The organism is Leptothrix ochracea, assembly GCF_041083635.1.
Classification (GTDB): domain Bacteria; phylum Pseudomonadota; class Gammaproteobacteria; order Burkholderiales; family Burkholderiaceae_C; genus Sphaerotilus; species Sphaerotilus ochraceus.
On record NZ_JBFPHB010000005.1, the window covers coordinates 1 to 18,462 of the forward strand.

Genomic DNA, 18,462 nt, shown 5'->3' on the forward strand with positions numbered 1-18,462 from the left:
CGATCTGCGCGTCTTCCAAGCCGCCCACCTTGGGCAGCGCCAGCACCTGGGCTGGCGCGTTGGAATAGCGGTCCGTGGCCACCAACTGATCACAAGCACCAAGCGCACAGACCGCCTCGGTCAGCGAGGGCAGCAAGGACACGATGCGCTGCGGGGACGGTGGGATGGAAGCAGCCGCCCCGACGTCCACCGTCCCGCCCACGGCCCCGCCCAGCCCCAAGGCCAGCAGCAGCCCGCGCATGATGTTTCGCAGCTGGCCCATCACCGCTCTCAGTGCGCCTTAACCGCCTTAACGCGGGGCGTAACGCAGCGAGACATACACCTCCCGCCCGGGCTGGTTGTAGCCCAGCGCCGTTTGGTACGGTTTGTCGGCCAGATTGTTCAAGCGCGTCTGCACGCTCCAATCCGGCTTGAGCGCCCACTGCGCTTGCAAGTCCACGGTGCCAAAGCCCGCCAAACGCACCGTGTTGGCGGCGTCATCAAAGCGCTCGCTGTAGGCCTGCATCGTCATGCCCGCTGTCCACGCGGTATTCAGCCGCCAGTTGGCGGCCAGCTTGGCGCTGTTCGGTGCCACGCGCGGCAAGAGCTTGTCTTGCTGGGCCCCCACCGTGTCGTTGCGCGCGTCAAGGTGATCGAAGGAGGTCGAGAGCTTCAAGGCGTCTAACTGCGCGTCATACGACCAGCTCAGGCCGTTGCTGTGGGTGTAGGGCAGATTGACCGGCTGTGCGCCTTGGGTGATGTAGCCCCGGATGCGGTTGGTGAACAGCGTGGCGTGCCACTGATGCACGCCCCGGCTGTAGCGCAGGCCGACTTCACGATGCTCGCCTTGCTCGGGCTCCAGCAGCGGATTACTGAATCCCGGCCAGTACAAGCTGTTGAAACTCGGGGCGACAAAACTGCTGCCCGCTGCGGCGGTGATCCGCCAGACCGGATGGAACTGGTAGCCGTAACCCAGCGAGCCGTTGCTTTGTTGGCCGTACTGCGAATTGGCATCGCGCCGCCAGCTCAGCTGCCACGTGTGTGCGCCAGCTTCACCGTTCAAGCCCAAGGCAGCGCTTTTGACGGTGCGCTGGCTGACCTCATAGGCCTGCACGGGCTTGCTGACGTTTTGGCGCAAGTGCTCGCCCAACACCAGCAAGCTGCCCACCGGAGTCGTCACGGTGTTTTCCCAGCTGAGTTGTTCTTGATCGCTGCTGATCGGGCCGAGGTCGCTCCAAGGGCTGGCAGAGACCAGCGTGTCGTAGACGTCGCGGCTGCGCGCCACCCGCACAGTAGTGCGCCAGCCAGCCATCACCCGCCCGGACGTTTCTAGCGCCGCCACTTGGGTTTGCAGCCCGGCCATGCTGTCTACACCCAAACCATCGTCGTAAGCCGAGCGGGCATCCGAATGCAGCAAGTGCAGATTCGTCTGCCAGTCGGCGGGCAGTTTGAGACCGAGGTTCAAGCTGCCCGCGTTTTGGCGAAAGCCGTCACGGTCGGGATTGAAATTGCCAAAGGGTTCTTGCGCATTGGTGGCCGAAAAACCATCGGTCTGGGTACGCGAAAGTTGCAGCGACCCACTCCAGAGCGCATCGGCAAAGCTCACACCGCCCTGAGCTTGGGCGTAACCGTTGCTACCGGCGGTCAACGCGGCGTTGAACCGCTGGCCTTCCGTGGCGCGACGGGTAAAGACGTGGATCACACCGCCCACGGCGTCACTGCCGTACAGGCCCGCCAAGGGACCGCGCACGATTTCGATGCGCTCAACCTCGCCCAAAGGCAAGTTATCCAGCACCGGCTGACCGGCGGTGGCCGAGCCATAGCGCACGCCATCGACCAACAGCAAGGTATGGCGCGACGCCAAACCACGCAGAGAAACCGCGCTCAACTGCCCCAACCCACCTTGGGACTGCATCTGGATACCCGCTTGTTGGGCCAAAAACTCGGCCAAGGTGCGACCAGTGGCTTGCTCGATGTCGGCGCGGTCAAGCACCGTCACGTCGGCCACGCTCTGATCGCTGCGCAAGGGGCTGCGGGTCGGGGTGATGACCACGGGGGTCAAAGCCGGTGCCACAGACGCGGCAACGGTTTGGGCGAAGGCCTGATCGGCGATCAACACAGCGACCGAGGCGGCCACAGCAGTCTGGAAAAAACGGGAGATCATGATAGAAGAAAACAGCGCAGTCAAACGTGCGCACCAGCGTCCCCGCAAGCGCGCACTTCACAGCGATACGGCGTTGAACCGCTCGCCCCATCGTCGGCCGGTATCCGGGCTGACGGACCCACTTGGATGACCTTCCCGGCACTCCCAAGAGTCCCAGTGGCTTGCACACCCAAGCTGAAAGCGCCCGCCAACATGACAAGGAGCGCGCTTTCGTCCGCTTACCGTTGCGGGGGCAGCGCAGGTTGGGCTGAAGGTCCGAGGGACCGTGGCCTTCCTGCTTCCCGTTTAACCGTGGGGGCGAGAACGCCGCACCACGAGCACCAACAGGGGCGCGATTATAGGGAGGCTACTGTGAGCGACTTCCGGGCAGCCGCCGAGCCACCTCAGCCACCAACGCTCGTGCCAGGGTGAGTTTGTCGGTGGGGGTGCCGTCGGCCGGCAAGGGTTGGGCACGCTCAGCGTCCACCAACAACACCGCGTTGTCGTCGCGCCCAAAGGTGGCGGGACCCAGATTGGCCACGATCAGCGGCACTTTTTTGCGCACCAGCTTGGCGCGGGCATGCTCAAGCAGCTTTTCGCTCTCGGCCGCAAACCCCACGCAATAGGGCGGCACCGGCAAGGCCGCCACGCTGGCCAAGATGTCGGGGTTCTCCACCATCACCAAGCTCGGTACGTTGGAGGGTGTGTCATCCCCACGCCGTTCTTTCTTGATTTTTTGCGTCGCCAGCGTCGCGGGCCGCCAATCGGCCACCGCAGCGGTGGCGATAAAAACATCGCCCGGCCCCAGTGGGGCCACCTCTTGCATCACCGCCGCCAGCATCTGTTCCGCCGACTGCACATGGACCCGCCCCACGCCTTGCGGGGTGGGCACATGCACGGGGCCCGCCACCAAGCGAACCTCGGCACCGGCTTCCCAAGCCGCCCGTGCCAAGGCAAAACCCATCTTGCCGCTGGACAAATTGGTGATGCCGCGCACCGGATCCATCGCTTCAAACGTTGGCCCAGCGGTGATCAGCACACGCCGACCACGCAAAGGCTTGGGGGAAAGCGCAGCGATCAACTCGTCAAGGATCGCTTCGGGCTCCAGCATGCGGCCCTCGCCCACTTCGCCGCAGGCTTGCAAGCCGGAGCCCACCCCCAGCACCTGCGCCCCATCGCTTTGCACTTGGGCCACGTTGCGCTGCGTGGCGGGGTGCGCCCACATCTCGCGGTTCATGGCCGGGGCGATCAGCAAAGGCACCGGCTGGGCGCCCACGCCCCAAGGGCGAGCCAAGCACAGCAAGCTGAGCAAATCATCGGCACGCCCTTGGGCCAACGCTGCGATGGCATCGGCGCTGGCAGGAGCGATCAGGATGGCGTCAGCGTCGCGCGTGAGGTGGATGTGCGGCATCAAATCCGCCGTGCGGGCGTCCCAGATGTCCGTCGCCACCGGGTGGCCGGACAAGGCCTGCATGGTCTCGGCGGTGATGAAGCGCTGCGCGCCCGCCGTCATCACCACATGCACCTCGGCCCCGGCTTTCACCATCAGGCGCAGCAACTCAGCACTCTTGTAGCAGGCGATACCCCCGCTCAAGGCCAACACCAGCCGACGGCCAGCAAGATCAAGTCGTTCAGTCATGGGTCGCAAGTCTAATTCGCTCTTCCCATCCATCCGGCCTATTCATGGAGCCGAAACACGCAGCCCCGACAATCGCGCGCCATGATGATCCGCCCTTCCTTCCTGACACTGGCCGGGACACTGGCCGCTATGGACCCCTTCTGGGCCTTGGCACAGACAACCCCCACCCCACCCGCTGCGGCAACCACGACCGCACCCAGCTTGGAGCGGGTCGAGATCACCGGCACCAGCCGGGCGAGCGATACCGAAGAGCGCCGTCAATCGACCGCCGCCAAGATCGTGGTCGGACGGGAAGAGATTGGCCGATACGGCGACAGCTCGGTGGCCGAAGTCCTCAAACGCTTGCCAGGTGTGCAGATCGGTGGCTCACCTGGGCGCGGCGGCGAGATCCGCATGCGCGGCTTGGGCAATGGCTACACCCAGATACTGGTCAACGGCGAACGGGTGCCGCCGGGATTTTCGATGGACAGCCTCAGCCCGGATCAGATCGAGCGCATCGAAATCCTGCGCGCGCCTTCGGCTGAATTCGGCGCTCGGGCCATCGCCGGCACGATCAACATCGTGCTGCGTGAAGACGTCAAGCAACGCCTGAACACCGTGACCGTGGGCGCAGGCTATGAAAACGGTCGCGTCCAACCCGGCTTGTCGTGGACCCGCGCCGATAGCGCCCACGGTTTCAACTACAACGTCTCGGCCAGCACCTTCCACAGCGACCGGGACAACCAGTCGAGCAATCACGTTTACGGGGTCGATGCCAACGGCACGCCGGTGCTGGACCGCACCGAACTCACCACGGGGCGCGATGTGCGCAATGGCTTGCACATGACCGGGCGGCTGCAATGGAAAGGGGCCGGCAGCAACAACGTCACTTTGACGCCTTTTCTGGTCTTCGCTCAGACCCACGGGGACAGCAACACGCAAGTCAACACGGCCCTCCAACCGCCTGCGGGCGCCGGTGTGCCGCTGGTGGGCGACACCCAAAGCCACACGGAGAGCCGCTACAGCTTGGCGCGCCTGAACGGCCAATGGCAAACCCGTCTGGGCGACGGCGCCAAGCTCGAAGTGCGCGGTGGGGTGAGCCGAGGCGACATGCGCAACGATGCCACCACGTCGATTCAAGGCCTCGACACCTTGAATAACAGTGTCACCCAAGACAACGGCTGGAGCACTGGCGGTAAATACAGCCGCATGCTCGATAGCGAGCATCAATTCGCCACCGGCTGGGAAACCGAGTTGGGTCAGCGCGCCGAAGACCGCTTCACTTCGGCGTGGGGCCAAGATCACCTCGGCGCACAAACGCAACGCGCGGCGCTGTGGGCCCAAGATGAATGGAGTCCGACCACGCGCTGGAGCTTCCAAGCCGGTCTGCGCTGGGAAGGCATCAACACCCTGAGCGACGGCACGGGTGCTGGTCAGGTGGTGGCCAGCGAAAACCGCAGCCATGTGCTCTCGCCCTTGCTGCACGCGGTCTGGCGGCCCGAAGACAGCCCCAAAGATCAGGTACGGATCAGCCTGACACGCAGCTATCGCAGCCCCACCTTGCAAAACCTGATCGCCGCGCCAGTGGTTTCGACCCGCTTTGCGGCCAATGGCCCCAATGACTTGGCCAACCCCGACAAGATGGGCAACCCCGATCTCAAACCGGAACTGGCCAGCGGCATCGACGTGGCCTTTGAGCATTACCTCAAGGCCGGCGGCCTGCTCAGCGCCAATGTGGTCCACCGACAAATTCAAGATCGCATCCGCACCCTGATCAGCTATCAGAGCGTGCCGTGGTCGAGCGTGCCGCGCTACGTGGCCCGGCCAGAAAATGTCGGTAACGCCACCGTCAGCGGTTTGGAACTTGAAGCCAAGAGCCGCTTGAGCGACATGATCGAAGGCGCAGCCGCAGTTGATCTGCGCGCCAACGTCAGTGGCTATCGCTCCCAAGTGTCTGGGGTGGCTGGCCCCGACAATCGTCTTGATCAGCAGCCTCGGCAAATCACCAACTTTGGCGCTGATTACCGCTTGCGCAACGGCTGGCCCTTGCAGATCGGCGGCAATTTGGGCTTCACGCCCGGTTTTGCCGTGACCAGCGAGGACGGTCAGCGGATCGAATCCGGTCGAAAACGGGTTTTCGACGCTTATGGCCTGTGGACTTTCAGCCCAGAGGTGTCGCTGCGTTTAGGGGCTGGCAACCTCAGCCCCGAGGCCCAAAGCCTGAACCGAACCTTGAGTGTCGCCAACATCATGGAGTCCGTAGATACCCTGACTTCCACGTGGACCACGTGGAGCCTACGGCTAGAGATGCGGCTGTGATAGGGTTTCACCTTTTCCACATTGCCATACTAAAAACGTGCTCACCATGAAGAAACTGCTGGCCCTCCTGATCGCTGCCTGCTTTGCCACTTGCTCGTTCACTGCCACGGCTGCTACGGCCGGACATCACGTCAAAGCATCGAAGAAAAAACATGCCCACAAGAAATCTCACGTCAAGCGCGTGGCCCACAAGGCCCCCAGCGCCCGTTACTGAGCCCTCTTGCTCCAGCAGCGACCAAACCCGGCTCAGGCCGGGTTTTTTCATGGCTGGTTTGGGATTCGCCGACAATGCCGGCCTCTGCTCTTCCTCACCGTGCCCCATGCGACGCCTTTTTCTGCCTTTGAGCCTGCTCCTTTTTCTCGGGCTGAACTTGATGGGTCCGGCCCATGCCGGATCGCGGGTGCTGCTGCGCGTCTCGACCCCAGCGGTGTCGGACGATTGGCACGCCAAGATGTGGACGGTCTTCAAAGAGTCGCTCGACAAGCAGGCTCCGGGCGAATTCGACGTGCAGATCCATCTGAACGGCACGCTGTTTCGCCAAGGGGCGGAACCCACTGCCATGGCGCGAGGCAATCTGGAGATGGCCTCAGTCTCAGCTTTCGACTTGGCACGCCAAGTGCCCGATTTTTCGATCCTGACGGCGGGTTACGTCATCCGCGACCCCAAGCATCAGCAAGCGGTGCTCAACGGCCCCATCGGCGAGAGCCTCTACCGTCAAGCCAGCGAGCGCATGGGCTTGCATGTGCTGGCCCCCTTGTACTTGGGCACGCGTCAGCTCGGTTTACGCAGTACCCGCAAGGTGCAAACGCCCGCCGACCTTCAAGGGGTGAAGCTGCGCATGCCGTCCAGCAAAGAATGGCTCTTTCTGGGCAATGCTCTAGGGGCTTCGGCCATGCCGCTGAGCTTGGGCGAGGTTTACATGGGGCTCAAGACGGGCACGATCGATGCCGAAGACAACCCACTGCCCACCCTTCGGGCCACCAAATTCAACGAAGTCTTGGCCCAGATCGTTCTGACCCAGCATCTGGTGGATAGCCTGTTCATCACCTTGGCCGACAAAACGTGGCAAGGCCTGAGCCCCACGCAACAAACCAAAGTTCGGGACGCCGCTCAAGCAGCAGCACGCTTCAACAACGACCATCGCCTGCAAGAAGAAGCGCAGTTGCTCGAAGCGTTCAAAAAGCAAGGCCTGACCGTGACCACCCCCGATGTCGCCGCCTTCCGTCAAAAAGTTCAAGCCACCTACAGCCACTCGGATTACGCCCGTAGCTGGTCAGCTGGGCTGCTCGATCGCATTCAGGCCGCCCAATGAAGTCCATCGCCCATGGGGTTGCTGTGGGGCTCTTTGTCGCCCTGTTCACGGTCTTCATCATCCAGATCGGTGCGCGCTTTATCCTTGATCGGCCTCTGCCGTGGACCGACGAGTTGGTGATGGTGCTGTACCTCTGGATCGTGCTTTGGGGCGCAAGTTTCGTCTTGAAAGAAGAAGAACATGTGCGCTTCGATCTGCTCTACAACCTGTGCTCCCCGGGCGTGCAACGCGGGCTGCGCATCGCTGCTCACCTGCTGGTCGGCGGCTTGATGGGTTGGGCGATCCCGGGCAGCTGGGATTACATCCACTTCATGGCCCGTGAGAACACGCCCGTGATGGATCTACCGTGGATGTGGGTGGACGCCCCGTTCCTCTTTTTGCTCTGTGCCGTGGCCTTCAAAAGCTTGCGTGCCCTTTGGAACGAGATCGGGAGCGCCCTTCGATGAGCACCGGTATGTGGACCCTGTTGACGGTGATGACGGTCGGCTTGTTGCTACGCGCCCCGGTCGGCTTGTCGATGCTCGCCAGCGGCGTGGCTTATCTGATCGTCACGCATCAAGAGCTCGGCTTGGTGGCTGAGCAAACCTTGGGCGGCTTGGTAAACAGCTCCGTGTTGCTGGCTGTGCCGCTGTTCATTCTGGCGGCCAACTTGATGAACGCCGGCACGATCAGCGAGCGGATCTTCGACTTCTGCCGCCTCTTGGTCGGCCGCCTGCGTGGCGGGCTGGCGCAGGTGGACATCTTGGTCAGCGTGATCTTTTCAGGCATGAGCGGCAGCGCCTTGGCTGACGCAGCCGGGCCGGGTCTGGTCACCCTGCGCCAGATGCTTAAAAAGCCCGAATACTCACCGGGATTTGCCGGTGCGGTGGTCGTGGCCAGCGCCACCATCGGGCCGATCATCCCGCCATCCATCCCGATGGTGATCTACGCCTTGGTTTCGGGCACCTCGGTGGGGGCCTTGTTCATGGGCGGCGTGGTGCCAGGTCTGCTGATGGCTGGGGCCCTGATGATCACGGTGCAGTGGATCGCCACCAAGCGCAACATGCCCAAAGAAGATCCGGTGCCCTTGGCGCACTGGCCTCGGCTGATCGGCCGCGCCGCGCTGCCGCTGTCCCTGCCCATCGTTTTGCTCACGGGGCTTTACACCGGCGCGTTTACACCCACCGAAGCGGCTGCCGTTGCGGCCCTGCACGCCTTGATCTTGTCCACCGTGGTCTACCGAGCCTTGAGCTGGCGGGACTTGTATCAAGTCTTCCTTGAGTCAGCCCGCGCCAGCGCCGTCATCACGGTGGTGATCGCCGGGGCCTTCATGCTGAACTACGCTTTCACTGCCGAAGGCGTCCCCAGCTTGGTCGCAGGCTATGTGCAAGAGCAACATCTGGGCCCAACCGGCTTTTTGCTGCTGGTCAACGGCCTGTTCTTGGTCTTAGGCTGCTTTCTCGACACCACGGTGATGTTGCTGGTGTTCGTGCCGATGCTTTTGCCCAGCGTGCGCGAGCTGGGGATAGATCCCGTCCACTTTGGCGTGGTGGTGATCGTCAACATGATGATCGGCCTGGTCACCCCGCCTTTCGGCATGCTGCTGTTCGTCACCCATGCCCTCACAGGCATCCCCATCAAGGCCATGCTCAAAGAAGGTTGGCCCTTTTTACTGGCCTTGCTGGTCGTGTTGCTGGCCATGACGCTGTGGCCCGACTTGGTTCTGTGGCTTCCCCATTGGATGACCCCAGCCCGTTAACCACGACATGCCAAAGCTGTCACGGATTCTTGAATAATCCTTAAGTTTAATAAAGATCCAGCGGCCATCCTGACAAAAAGAACCTCATTTGACGTACATTGATTACGCGGGCTTAAACATTCTTGTCCGTAACTGTCAATCAACCTGTTTGGGAGTCTGTGATGAGTTCGAATCTTACTCAGCGTATCGCATCGGTCCTTTGGCCCGCTTTTATGGTCGCCGCAGCAGCAGAGTTGGTTTTCTTTGGCCTTGTAGACCCCTTGGATCTGTCCGTCTACGGCGCACCGATCGGGGAAGATCGGATGCATATTTACAGCCTTGGCTTTTTATTTTTCTGGGCCTTGGGCGCCGCTGTCAGTGCGATAACAGGTTTGCTGCATAAGACCTCCTTCGAGGTTAACCATCCTGCTGTCACCACCGTGAGAACAACCCGGGCGATCTACCGTGCCAAAGTTTCACGCCATGCGGGTGGTCGCCACGCCGTTCACATGTAAATAGGCACCCCATGACACCATGCCCGGCGGGCAAGTCCCGCGACATCCTCTCGGCCCAAAGCCAACAACGCCCGCTACCATCGCGGGCGTTGCCATTTTTAGGCCTAGTGCTTGCCATGATCACTGACTCCCCCCTCGGCCAGGCTGTCACCTACAGCGATACGTACGATCCAAGCCTGCTGTTTCCGCTGCCACGGGCTGACAAACGCGCCGAAATCGGCATCCAAGGCCAGCCCCCCTTTGTGGGTGCTGATCTTTGGACGGCTTACGAGCTTTCTTGGTTGAATCCGAAGGGCAAACCACAGGTGGCCCTGGCGCACTTCGTGGTTCCCAGCGACTCGGTGTCGATCATCGAGAGCAAATCGTTGAAGCTCTATCTGAACAGCTTCAACATGAGCCGTTTTGATTCGCATGACATCGTTCAGCAACACTTGGTCACGGATCTCAGCGCCGCTTGCGGCTTACGCGTGGGCGTGCGACTCACGCTACCCGATCACTTTCATACCCAGATCATCGCCCCCCTGCAAGGCCTTGATCTGGACCGTCTGGATCTGGAATGCACGCACTACACCCCGGCGCCGGAATGGTTGAGCGCGGATCACACTCAACCGCCAGTCACTGAAACCTTTGTCTCTCACTTGCTCAAGAGCAATTGCCTCATCACCCACCAACCCGATTGGGGCAGCATTCAGATCACCTACACCGGGGCCACGATCGATCAGGCGGGCTTACTGCGCTATCTGGTCAGCTACCGGGGTCACGATGAATTCCACGAACAGTGCGTCGAGCGCATCTTCATGGACATCTGGACCCGTTGTCGCCCGACACGGCTTGCGGTCTACGCCCGCTACACCCGGCGAGGTGGCTTGGACATCAATCCCTACCGCTGTAGCCACCCGGCCGCCCTGCCCTCACATGCACGGACCGCACGACAATAACCACGGCCCCATCCACCACCACGACGCCCCAAGCTGGAAGCGAGACCTTTGATGCCCACCATCGTCTACGGGATTCCGAATTGCGACACCGTGAGAAAGGCCCGTGCGGCCCTCGAAGCGGTTGATCGCCCCTACATCTTTCACGACTACCGCCAACTCTCCCATCTGGAAACCTGTCTTGACCGCTGGCTCATCCATGTCGGCTGGGAAGTGCTTTTGAATCGACGCAGCACCACATGGCGCGGTTTGGCCGACGCTGTACGCAGCGCCGTCGAGGGTCCCGCCAGTGCCCGTTTGCTGATGCTGGAGCAACCCATCCTCATCAAGCGGCCGGTGGTCGAATGGCCCGATGGTCACATCAGTGTGGGCTTCGATGCCTCAAGCTGGCAGCAACGCCTGAGCGATCTGGCTCGGCCGTCTTCAACATAAAACCACCGCCCCTCGGGGGCTTTCTCATGTTCACAGGCATCGTTCAGGGCATGGCCCACATCCGCGCTATCACCGATCGTCCCGGTTTGCGCACCTTCACACTGAAGTTTCCCGATGGCTTTGATCAAGGCTTGGAGATCGGCGCCAGCGTCGCTTGCGATGGCGTTTGCCTGACTGTCACCGCACTCAGCACCGGACAAGCCCAGTTTGATGTCATGCAGCAAACCCTGGCGCTGACCACCTTGGGCCGCTTCAACGTGGGCGACCCGATCAACGTCGAACGGGCCGCCCGCGATGGGGCTGAAATCGGCGGACATCCTTTGTCGGGTCATGTGGACTTCACCGCGACCTTGGCCAGCATCCGTCAACCCGAAAACAACCATGTGCTGCGCATCCACGTGCCCGCACCGTGGATGCGCTATGTCTTTGCCAAGGGCTACATCGCCATCAACGGCGCCAGTCTCACCATTGCCGAAGCTGATCGCCAAGCCGGTTGGTTCGAGGTTTGGCTGATCCCCGAAACCCTGCGCATGACCACCTTTGGCCACAAGCAGGCCGGGGATACGCTCAACATCGAGATTGAGCGCAGCACGCAAGTGATCGTCGATACGGTGCGCGACAGCGTGGCCGAGCATCTCGCCCCTTGGCTGCCGGCCCTGCAAAAATTGCTGGCCTGAAAAAGCAAAACCCCGGCCAGAAGGCCGGGGTTGATCGGGCTAGAACCGAAGATGACTCACTTGATCTTGTTCGGGTGCCAGTACAGGTACTTGGCGTAAATGTCCACATCCTTGGTTTCACGGATGAAGAACAGGCCGATCAAAAAGGTCATCGCAATGATGGCGATCGGATACCACAGGCCGAAGTAGATGTCGCCGTTCTGGGCCACCATCGCAAACGCGATGGTGGGCATCAGACCACCGAACCAACCGTTGCCGATGTGGTAAGCCAAGCTCATCGAGCTGTAACGAATCCGGGTCGGGAACAACTCAACCAGCGTTGCTGCGATCGGGCCGTAGACCATGGTCACGTAGATCACCAAGATGGTCAGGATGATGACGATCTTGACGTGGTTGATCTTTTCTGGATCCGCCTTGGTCGGGTAACCCGCCTCCACCAACGCAGCCTTCAGATCAGCCTTGAAGTCAGCAATCGCTTGGGCACTCGAAGCATCGAACTTGTTGCCATCAGCGTTGAGCATGGCATTCGGCGCAAAGAGTTCCTTGTCACCGATCTTCACCACCGACGAACTACCCGAGGGCAGTGTCTCGTTGACATAGCTAGCGGCCGACTGAGCCAAAGCACGCTTGGCGATATCACATGACGATGTGAAGTCGATTTCGCGAGCGATCGGGCTGCCTTGGAAAGAGCAGGTCACCGGATCCGCCTTGACGACCAAGCGCACCGAGGCTTGCGCTTTGGACAGATCAGGATTGGCCGCCTCTGTCAGCTCACGGAACAGCGAGAAGTACGTCAGCGCAGCCAGCGCCAAGCCCAACAGAATGATCGGCTTACGGCCAACACGGTCGGACAAGGTCCCGAAGATGACAAAGAACGGTGTGCCAATCATCAGTGCCACAGCCACCATCATGTTGGCGGTGGTGCTATCGACCTTCAGCACGCTGGTCAGGAAGAACAACGCGTAGAACTGGCCCGTGTACCAAATGACGGCCTGACCAGCCACCAGACCGAACAGGCCCAGCAGCACCACCTTCAGGTTCTTCCATTCGCCAAACGATTCAGACAACGGTGCTTGAGAAATCGTGCCTTCGTCCTTCATCTTCTGGAAAGCGGGCGATTCGTTCATGCTCAGACGAATCCACACCGACACCCCCAGCAGCAGGATCGAGACCAAGAACGGCACGCGCCAGCCCCAGTCAGCAAACACAGCTTCACCAAGGTAGGTCCGCACACCCAGAATCACCACCAGCGACAGGAACAAACCCAGCGTCGCCGTGGTTTGAATCCAAGAGGTGTAGGCGCCACGCTTGTTTTGCGGAGCGTGTTCGGCCACATACGTCGCAGCACCACCGTACTCACCGCCCAGCGCCAGACCTTGGGCCATACGCAAGACGATCAGCAGGATCGGTGCAGCCATACCAATCGAGGCGTAGCTAGGCAGAATCCCCACGATGAAGGTGGAGGAGCCCATGATCAGAATCGTGATCAGGAAGGTGTATTTACGACCCACCATGTCGCCAAAGCGACCGAAAATCAGTGCGCCGAAAGGACGGACGATAAAACCCGCCGCAAAAGCCAAGAGGGCGAAAATGAAGCCCGATGTGGGATCAAGGCCCGAGAAAAACTGTTTGGCGATAATCCCCGCCAGCGAACCATAAAGGTAGAAGTCATACCATTCGAACACCGTTCCAAGTGAAGAGGCGAAAATAACCTTCCGCTCTCCAGCTGTCATCGGTTGATACGAATAGGATTTCTCCTGATCCCCCGGATCTTCAGAACCGGCTGATATGTTTGACATAGATGCCTCCTAGTTTGATCAGATGATCACGAAATCACAGGGATGAAAGCAGTCGCTTGGGTGAGAATTTGCGTGCTTCCGGCATTTTTTCTGCCGCAGCGACACCGCGGCCCAGAATCTGATCTGCACCCACACGGCCAAAGGCTTTACTCAGCGACACAAAAAAGATGCGGATCAACTCAGCCAGTTCGAGGGTCATGCCCTGAACCACCCAGTCATCGTTCATCGGTCGCATCCACGAACGGCTGAACTGCATCTTGACCGCATCTGAAATATCGGAGCGCTCTAACTCAGTCAAAGAACCCGTCCAAACCGTATCGGCGGCTTCACGGTGGTATTGGTAAATTTCCATGATGGCGGCACGCATCACAGCCCCATAGATGATCTGCGGCTCTTGCGGCATGGCTGTCACAGGGGGTGCGACGGGCAGCGGCGGTGGCGGCGGCACAACCACAGGAGGGGCCATGTGCCCGACAGGCACAGGCTGCGGGATAGCCATCGGCACGGGCCTGGGCACAGGTTGAGGCACATAGACCGGGGCCGGTGGTGCTGGCGGCGGCGGTGGCGGTTCAGCAGCACGGATTTCTGCCATGCGCGCCAACTGCTGAGCCTGCATCTTGGGCCACGGATCATCGGGCAGGCCCGCCTCTGGCGCTTTCAACGTGCTGAAAAAACCGCTGTAAAGGCGCTTGCGGGTTGCAGCATCCAACTGATGCTTGGCACCGATCGCATCGACGAATGCGATGACATCGGACACCGACTCACCCCGCATGGACTCATGTTGCAGCCAAAGGGCATCAAGCAGGGCAGTCTCATCGAGCACGTTAGAAAGCACAGCAACCGCTGCGCGTCTTCGCAACGAAGACTGAGAGTCATAGGACATCGTCATCCTCCATCCATGGGGATCTGTCTGTATTCCGCAGGATGCGCCGGATGCACGGCACACAAGCTGCGACTGAACTTCATTTCAGCGCATCCGCGGCGATGGAAATCATGGTGCCTTGATTTTTATCAAAGCCTTGATCACGATTTCATAGTCGCTATGCTGACTGAAACAGGGCGAACGAATCTTGCACCACCAACGGCCAACAGAACCTTACAAGCCGCCCGCTACAGCCCACCCCAAAACAAAATACCGTGAAAGCTCCACATCGTTACGACTCACTCACGCCGTATTACATTCATTTGCATTCAATGCCGAACCTTATGTTTTTAAAGATCCGCAATTACCGTCAAATATCATCAAAAAATAATCATGCGCTGATTTTGTGAACAACTGCACAGTCAATAAAACTGTTTAACAATCACACCATGCTGCATTTACTCAATCTCCTTGCTGCCATCGCCTTGCTGGTCTGGGGAACCCAAACCGTGCGAACAGGCATCCTCAGTGTTTTCGGTGAAAGCCTGCGTCATATTTTGGCGACCAGCCTCGGCTCGAAACCACGCGCACTTTTGGCGGGATTGGGTGTCACCAGCTTGGTGCAGTCCGCGACGGCGACATGCATGATCGTGGCTTCGTTCCTCGACCGCAACCTCGTCACCACCTCGGCCGCACTGACCGTGATGCTTGGCGCCGATGTGGGGTCGAGCCTGATGGCCGTGGTCTTTTCGCTTGATTTGTCATGGCTATCCCCCCTGCTGATCTTTGTGGGTGTGGTGCTCTACGTTTCCCGCCAGAAAACCACGGCAGGCCGCTTGGGCCGCGTCGCCATGGGCTTGGGCCTGATCACGCTGGCCCTGCAACTCATCATTCAAAACACCCGCCCGATGATCGAGGCTCCGGCCATCCGTGGCCTGCTGGTGGCGTTACCCAACGAGGTCCTGTTCGACATCGTGGTCGGCTCCTTCCTGACCGTGATGGCGTACTCCAGTTTGGCCATCGTGCTTCTGACGGCCACTTTGGCGGTCTCGGGGCTTGTCCCCGAAACCGTCGCCCTTGGGCTGGTGGTCGGCGCCAACCTCGGTAGTGGCATTCTGGCGGTCCTGACCACCGCGAAAGCGCCCATCGAAGCTCGGCGCCTGCCCTTGGGAAACCTGCTTTTCAAGATCGCCGGTGCCATCGTCGCGATCCCTTTCTTGCCCCACGTTCACGATTTACTGCTGGAGTGGGTTGGCAGCATTGATCAGCAAGTGGTGCTTTTTCACCTCTGCTTCAATGTGGGCCTGGCAGGGCTGTTCGTCGCCTTGACCGGTCCGATGGGCAAAGCGATGGACCGCTGGATGGTGGCCCCGACCAATCTGGCCAACTTGCGCCCCCAACATTTGGACTTGGTCGCGCTCAGCACCCCGTCTTTAGCGATTTCGTGCGCCGAACGTGAAGCCCTGCATCAAGCCGATGTGATTGAAACCATGTTGCGCGGCGTCTTGCCGGTCATCCGCAACAACGACTTGGTGCTGGCCGAGCAACTGCGTCAGCAAGATGACACGGTCGATGATCTCTACACCGCCATCAAGCTGTATCTGACGCAAATCTCGCGCGAAAGCCTCTCTGAAAGTGAAAGCCGCCGTTGGACCGATGTGATGTCCTTCACCATCAACATGGAACAAGTCGGCGACATCATTGAGCGGATTTTGCAAGACGTTGAAGACAAAAAGATCCGCAAAGACCGCAGCTTCTCGGAAGCTGGTATGGCGGAGATCGTGCATCTGCATGAGCGCTTGATCACCAACTTGCGACTGGGCATGAGTGTATTTCTGAGCAGCAACGTGCGCGAAGCCAAGCGGCTGCTGGAAGAAAAAGCGCGCTTTCGCGAGTTGGAACATGAGTACGCCACCAGCCACCTGAATCGCTTGCAAGACAACACCGCCGAAAGCATCGAAACCAGTTCGTTGCACATTGATTTGATCAGCGACTTGAAGCGCATCAACTCGCACATCTGTTCCATCGCTTATCCGATTCTGGAGTCGGCCGGCGCGCTCTCGCAGACGCGCATCCGCGCCTCACGCTTTGCGCCGCTGGAAGAAGAACCGGCCCGTGACAAAACACGGTCATCCAGAGGCTGATAGGATCCGGCGCTCCTTTTGAACCACGCTTCGCACCACGACGAGCGCACATCAGCATGACCACGGAAGAAGCAGACAACGGCGGTCGGCCCTTGTCCCAAGTGATCCGGGCTCGCATCCAGCAAGCGGGTCGGCGTTTTCACGCCAACGACAACATCGCCGACTTCATCGAACCCGGCGAACTCGATCGCCTGCAAGTCGAGGTCGAAGCCAAGCTGCAAGCGGTGCTCGAAAGCTTGGTGATTGACACTGTGAGCGATCACAACACCCAAGAAACCGCGCGTCGCGTCGCCAAGATGTACCTGCGCGAGGTCTTCAGAGGGCGCTATGAACCCGCACCCAGCGTGACCGAGTTCCCCAACGTCGAGCGCCTCAATCAGCTGATGATCGTTGGCCCGATCACGGTGCGCAGCGCTTGTTCGCACCACTTCTGCCCCATCATCGGCCGAGTCTGGATCGGCGTGCTGCCCAAAGAGGACTCGAACCTGATCGGCCTGTCCAAGTACGCCCGGCTGTGCGAATGGATCATGAACCGGCCGCAGATCCAAGAAGAAGCCGTCACCCGCTTGGCCGATTTGCTGCAAGACAAGATGCAGCCTGACGGTTTGGCGGTGGTGATGGAGGCCGAACACTTCTGCATGAGCTGGCGCGGCGTGCGCGACATGGAATCGCGCATGACCAACAGCGTGATGCGCGGCGCTTTCCTCGACGATGCGCCCCTGCGGCGCGAATTCTTGGCGCTGCTGCACCGCACGCCCTGAAAACGACATGGAAAACTTTGACGCGGTGATCGTCGGGGCCGGTGCTGCCGGCCTTTTTTGTGCCGGCATGGCGGGCCAACGCGGCGTGCGCGTGCTGTTGCTCGACCATGCCACGGCGGTGGCGGAAAAAATCCGCATCTCGGGCGGCGGTCGCTGCAATTTCACCAATCTCGGCGCCTCGCCAGCCAATTTCCTCTCCGACAACCCGCACTTTTGCCGCTCGGCCTTGGCGCGCTACCGCCCGAGTGATTTCACCGACTTGCTGCGCCGCCATGGGGTGAGCTTCCACGAGAAGCACTTGGGCCAGCTGTTTTGTGATCACAGCAGCCAAGACATCATCGACGTGCTGTTGCGCGAATGCGCTGCCGGCCAAGTCACCCGCCGCCAGCCGTGCAGTGTTTTGGCCGTGCAACGTGTGACCAAGGGCTTTGAGCTGACCACCAGCACCGGACCAGTGCACACCCCGCAACTGGTGATCGCCACCGGTGGGCTGCCGATCCCGCAAATTGGGGCCTCCGACTGGGGCCTGCGTTTGGCGCGCGACTGGGGGCTGAAGATCATCGAGACCCGCCCTGCCTTGGTGCCGCTGACGTTTGCATCCAGTGAATGGGCGCCGTTGGTGGAGCTCTCCGGCTTATCGCTGCCGGCGCGGCTCACCTGCGGCGGCGGCAAAGGCTCCCCCAAAGGCGCGTTGAAGGGTGAATTTTTAGAAGATGTGCTGTTCACGCACCGGGGCCTGAGCGGGCCGGGCACGCTGCAAATTTCCAGCTATTGGCGTGGCGGACAAGCTATCCAGATGGATCTCTACCCCCAAGGCGATTTGGCCAACAGCTTGCGCGAGGCCAAAAACGGCTCGCGGCGTCAGCTCGGCACCGTGCTGGCGCAGCACCTGCCGAATCGTTTGGCAGAATTTTGGCTGCAACGACTGGGCTTGAACCCCAGCCAGCCGATGGCCGAGATGAAGGACCGCGACATCGAGCGCTTGGCCCAAGGCGTACAAGCGTGGAGCCTGAAGCCCGATGGCACCGAGGGCTGGAAGAAAGCCGAAGTGATGGTGGGCGGCGTGGATACGCGCCAACTCAGCTCCCAAACCATGGCCAGCCTGAGCATCCCCGGCCTGCACTTTATCGGTGAGGTGGTGGACGTGACCGGCTGGCTGGGGGGCTACAACTTCCAGTGGGCGTGGGCCAGCGGCGCAGCGTGCGCCGAGGCGTTGCGCCCCGGCGGCACCCTGTGAGCCAGCCCTCG

At 60.6% G+C, this 18,462-nt stretch carries 16 protein-coding genes, 1 pseudogene and 1 riboswitch; of the genes and pseudogenes, 12 read left to right on the forward strand and 5 right to left on the reverse strand.

Annotation, left to right across the window (positions count from 1 at the left end; all coding sequences use genetic code 11):
• The 3 genes and pseudogenes from AB3X39_RS01550 to coaBC all read right to left on the reverse strand — a co-directional run.
• Positions 1–262, reverse strand: a pseudogene (locus AB3X39_RS01550) (ABC transporter substrate-binding protein); the annotation flags it as partial.
• Positions 263–289: 27 nt separating this feature from the next.
• Positions 290–2,143, reverse strand: coding sequence for a TonB-dependent receptor domain-containing protein (locus AB3X39_RS01555; protein WP_369415599.1), 1,854 nt, complete (start codon positions 2,141–2,143; stop codon positions 290–292).
• A gap of 78 nt (positions 2,144–2,221) precedes the next feature.
• Positions 2,222–2,483, reverse strand: a riboswitch (cobalamin riboswitch).
• Positions 2,484–2,489: 6 nt separating this feature from the next.
• Positions 2,490–3,761 carry a bifunctional phosphopantothenoylcysteine decarboxylase/phosphopantothenate--cysteine ligase CoaBC gene (coaBC, locus tag AB3X39_RS01560; protein ID WP_369415600.1) on the reverse strand — a complete coding sequence of 424 codons (1,272 nt, stop codon included), beginning with the start codon at positions 3,759–3,761 and terminating at the stop codon, positions 2,490–2,492.
• An 81-nt stretch (positions 3,762–3,842) separates the two neighbouring features.
• Here coaBC and AB3X39_RS01565 point away from each other — a divergent pair, with 81 nt between their 5' ends.
• From AB3X39_RS01565 to AB3X39_RS01605, 9 genes are all read left to right on the forward strand, one after another.
• A complete protein-coding gene (locus tag AB3X39_RS01565; protein ID WP_369415601.1) occupies positions 3,843–6,059 on the forward strand; it encodes a TonB-dependent receptor plug domain-containing protein in 2,217 nt (738 codons plus the stop codon).
• Positions 6,060–6,105: 46 nt separating this feature from the next.
• On the forward strand, positions 6,106–6,273 hold the full coding sequence (locus AB3X39_RS01570) for a hypothetical protein (protein ID WP_369415602.1): 168 nt from the start codon (positions 6,106–6,108) through the stop codon (positions 6,271–6,273).
• Between the two features lie 106 nt (positions 6,274–6,379).
• Complete coding sequence (dctP, locus tag AB3X39_RS01575) at positions 6,380–7,372, forward strand: TRAP transporter substrate-binding protein DctP (RefSeq protein WP_369415603.1); 993 nt, start codon at positions 6,380–6,382, stop codon at positions 7,370–7,372.
• A complete protein-coding gene (locus AB3X39_RS01580) occupies positions 7,369–7,818 on the forward strand; it encodes a TRAP transporter small permease (protein ID WP_369415604.1) in 450 nt (149 codons plus the stop codon). The genes dctP and AB3X39_RS01580 overlap by 4 nt, the downstream gene beginning before the upstream one ends.
• Entirely contained in the window at positions 7,815–9,110 is a 1,296-nt protein-coding gene (locus AB3X39_RS01585; protein WP_369415605.1) for a TRAP transporter large permease, read from the forward strand. The genes AB3X39_RS01580 and AB3X39_RS01585 overlap by 4 nt, the downstream gene beginning before the upstream one ends.
• A gap of 161 nt (positions 9,111–9,271) precedes the next feature.
• On the forward strand, positions 9,272–9,604 hold the full coding sequence (locus AB3X39_RS01590) for a hypothetical protein (protein ID WP_369415606.1): 333 nt from the start codon (positions 9,272–9,274) through the stop codon (positions 9,602–9,604).
• Between the two features lie 116 nt (positions 9,605–9,720).
• Positions 9,721–10,542, forward strand: coding sequence for an NADPH-dependent 7-cyano-7-deazaguanine reductase QueF (gene queF, locus AB3X39_RS01595; protein WP_369415607.1), 822 nt, complete (start codon positions 9,721–9,723; stop codon positions 10,540–10,542).
• A gap of 51 nt (positions 10,543–10,593) precedes the next feature.
• The gene (locus AB3X39_RS01600; RefSeq protein ID WP_369415608.1) at positions 10,594–10,971 is read left to right on the forward strand and encodes an ArsC/Spx/MgsR family protein; all 378 of its coding nucleotides are present in this window, start codon (positions 10,594–10,596) and stop codon (positions 10,969–10,971) included.
• Between the two features lie 26 nt (positions 10,972–10,997).
• Positions 10,998–11,648, forward strand: a complete 651-nt coding sequence (locus AB3X39_RS01605; RefSeq protein ID WP_369415609.1) for a riboflavin synthase subunit alpha — start codon at positions 10,998–11,000, stop codon at positions 11,646–11,648.
• A gap of 56 nt (positions 11,649–11,704) precedes the next feature.
• Here the strand turns inward: AB3X39_RS01605 and AB3X39_RS01610 are convergent, their stop codons facing one another.
• Together AB3X39_RS01610 and AB3X39_RS01615 are read right to left on the reverse strand one after the other, a co-directional pair.
• Positions 11,705–13,381 carry an MFS transporter gene (locus AB3X39_RS01610; protein WP_369415610.1) on the reverse strand — a complete coding sequence of 559 codons (1,677 nt, stop codon included), beginning with the start codon at positions 13,379–13,381 and terminating at the stop codon, positions 11,705–11,707.
• A 100-nt stretch (positions 13,382–13,481) separates the two neighbouring features.
• Complete coding sequence (locus AB3X39_RS01615) at positions 13,482–14,330, reverse strand: hypothetical protein (RefSeq protein WP_369415611.1); 849 nt, start codon at positions 14,328–14,330, stop codon at positions 13,482–13,484.
• 428 nt (positions 14,331–14,758) lie between these two features.
• On the opposite strand from AB3X39_RS01615, the gene AB3X39_RS01620 reads away from it, so the two are divergent.
• Genes AB3X39_RS01620 through AB3X39_RS01630 form a run of 3 tightly spaced genes read left to right on the forward strand, consistent with a single transcriptional unit; the run spans position 14,759 to position 18,451 of the window.
• Positions 14,759–16,453, forward strand: coding sequence for a Na/Pi cotransporter family protein (locus AB3X39_RS01620; protein ID WP_369415612.1), 1,695 nt, complete (start codon positions 14,759–14,761; stop codon positions 16,451–16,453).
• Positions 16,454–16,509: 56 nt separating this feature from the next.
• Positions 16,510–17,214 (forward strand): GTP cyclohydrolase I, encoded by a 705-nt coding sequence (gene folE, locus AB3X39_RS01625; RefSeq protein WP_369415613.1) that lies wholly within the window; start codon positions 16,510–16,512, stop codon positions 17,212–17,214.
• Between the two features lie 7 nt (positions 17,215–17,221).
• Entirely contained in the window at positions 17,222–18,451 is a 1,230-nt protein-coding gene (locus AB3X39_RS01630; protein WP_369415614.1) for a BaiN/RdsA family NAD(P)/FAD-dependent oxidoreductase, read from the forward strand.
• Positions 18,452–18,462 lie beyond the last annotated feature (11 nt).

Bases quoted from the DNA above. Each gene is read 5' to 3' on its own strand.
- AB3X39_RS01555 (WP_369415599.1), bottom strand. From the start codon at position 2,143: ATGATCTCCCGTTTTTTCCAGACTGCTGTGGCCGCCTCGGTCGCTGTG.
- coaBC (WP_369415600.1), bottom strand. From the start codon at position 3,761: ATGACTGAACGACTTGATCTTGCTGGCCGTCGGCTGGTGTTGGCCTTG.
- AB3X39_RS01565 (WP_369415601.1), top strand. From the start codon at position 3,843: ATGATGATCCGCCCTTCCTTCCTGACACTGGCCGGGACACTGGCCGCT.
- AB3X39_RS01570 (WP_369415602.1), top strand. From the start codon at position 6,106: ATGAAGAAACTGCTGGCCCTCCTGATCGCTGCCTGCTTTGCCACTTGC.
- dctP (WP_369415603.1), top strand. From the start codon at position 6,380: ATGCGACGCCTTTTTCTGCCTTTGAGCCTGCTCCTTTTTCTCGGGCTG.
- AB3X39_RS01580 (WP_369415604.1), top strand. From the start codon at position 7,369: ATGAAGTCCATCGCCCATGGGGTTGCTGTGGGGCTCTTTGTCGCCCTG.
- AB3X39_RS01585 (WP_369415605.1), top strand. From the start codon at position 7,815: ATGAGCACCGGTATGTGGACCCTGTTGACGGTGATGACGGTCGGCTTG.
- AB3X39_RS01590 (WP_369415606.1), top strand. From the start codon at position 9,272: ATGAGTTCGAATCTTACTCAGCGTATCGCATCGGTCCTTTGGCCCGCT.
- queF (WP_369415607.1), top strand. From the start codon at position 9,721: ATGATCACTGACTCCCCCCTCGGCCAGGCTGTCACCTACAGCGATACG.
- AB3X39_RS01600 (WP_369415608.1), top strand. From the start codon at position 10,594: ATGCCCACCATCGTCTACGGGATTCCGAATTGCGACACCGTGAGAAAG.
- AB3X39_RS01605 (WP_369415609.1), top strand. From the start codon at position 10,998: ATGTTCACAGGCATCGTTCAGGGCATGGCCCACATCCGCGCTATCACC.
- AB3X39_RS01610 (WP_369415610.1), bottom strand. From the start codon at position 13,381: ATGACAGCTGGAGAGCGGAAGGTTATTTTCGCCTCTTCACTTGGAACG.
- AB3X39_RS01615 (WP_369415611.1), bottom strand. From the start codon at position 14,330: ATGTCCTATGACTCTCAGTCTTCGTTGCGAAGACGCGCAGCGGTTGCT.
- AB3X39_RS01620 (WP_369415612.1), top strand. From the start codon at position 14,759: ATGCTGCATTTACTCAATCTCCTTGCTGCCATCGCCTTGCTGGTCTGG.
- folE (WP_369415613.1), top strand. From the start codon at position 16,510: ATGACCACGGAAGAAGCAGACAACGGCGGTCGGCCCTTGTCCCAAGTG.
- AB3X39_RS01630 (WP_369415614.1), top strand. From the start codon at position 17,222: ATGGAAAACTTTGACGCGGTGATCGTCGGGGCCGGTGCTGCCGGCCTT.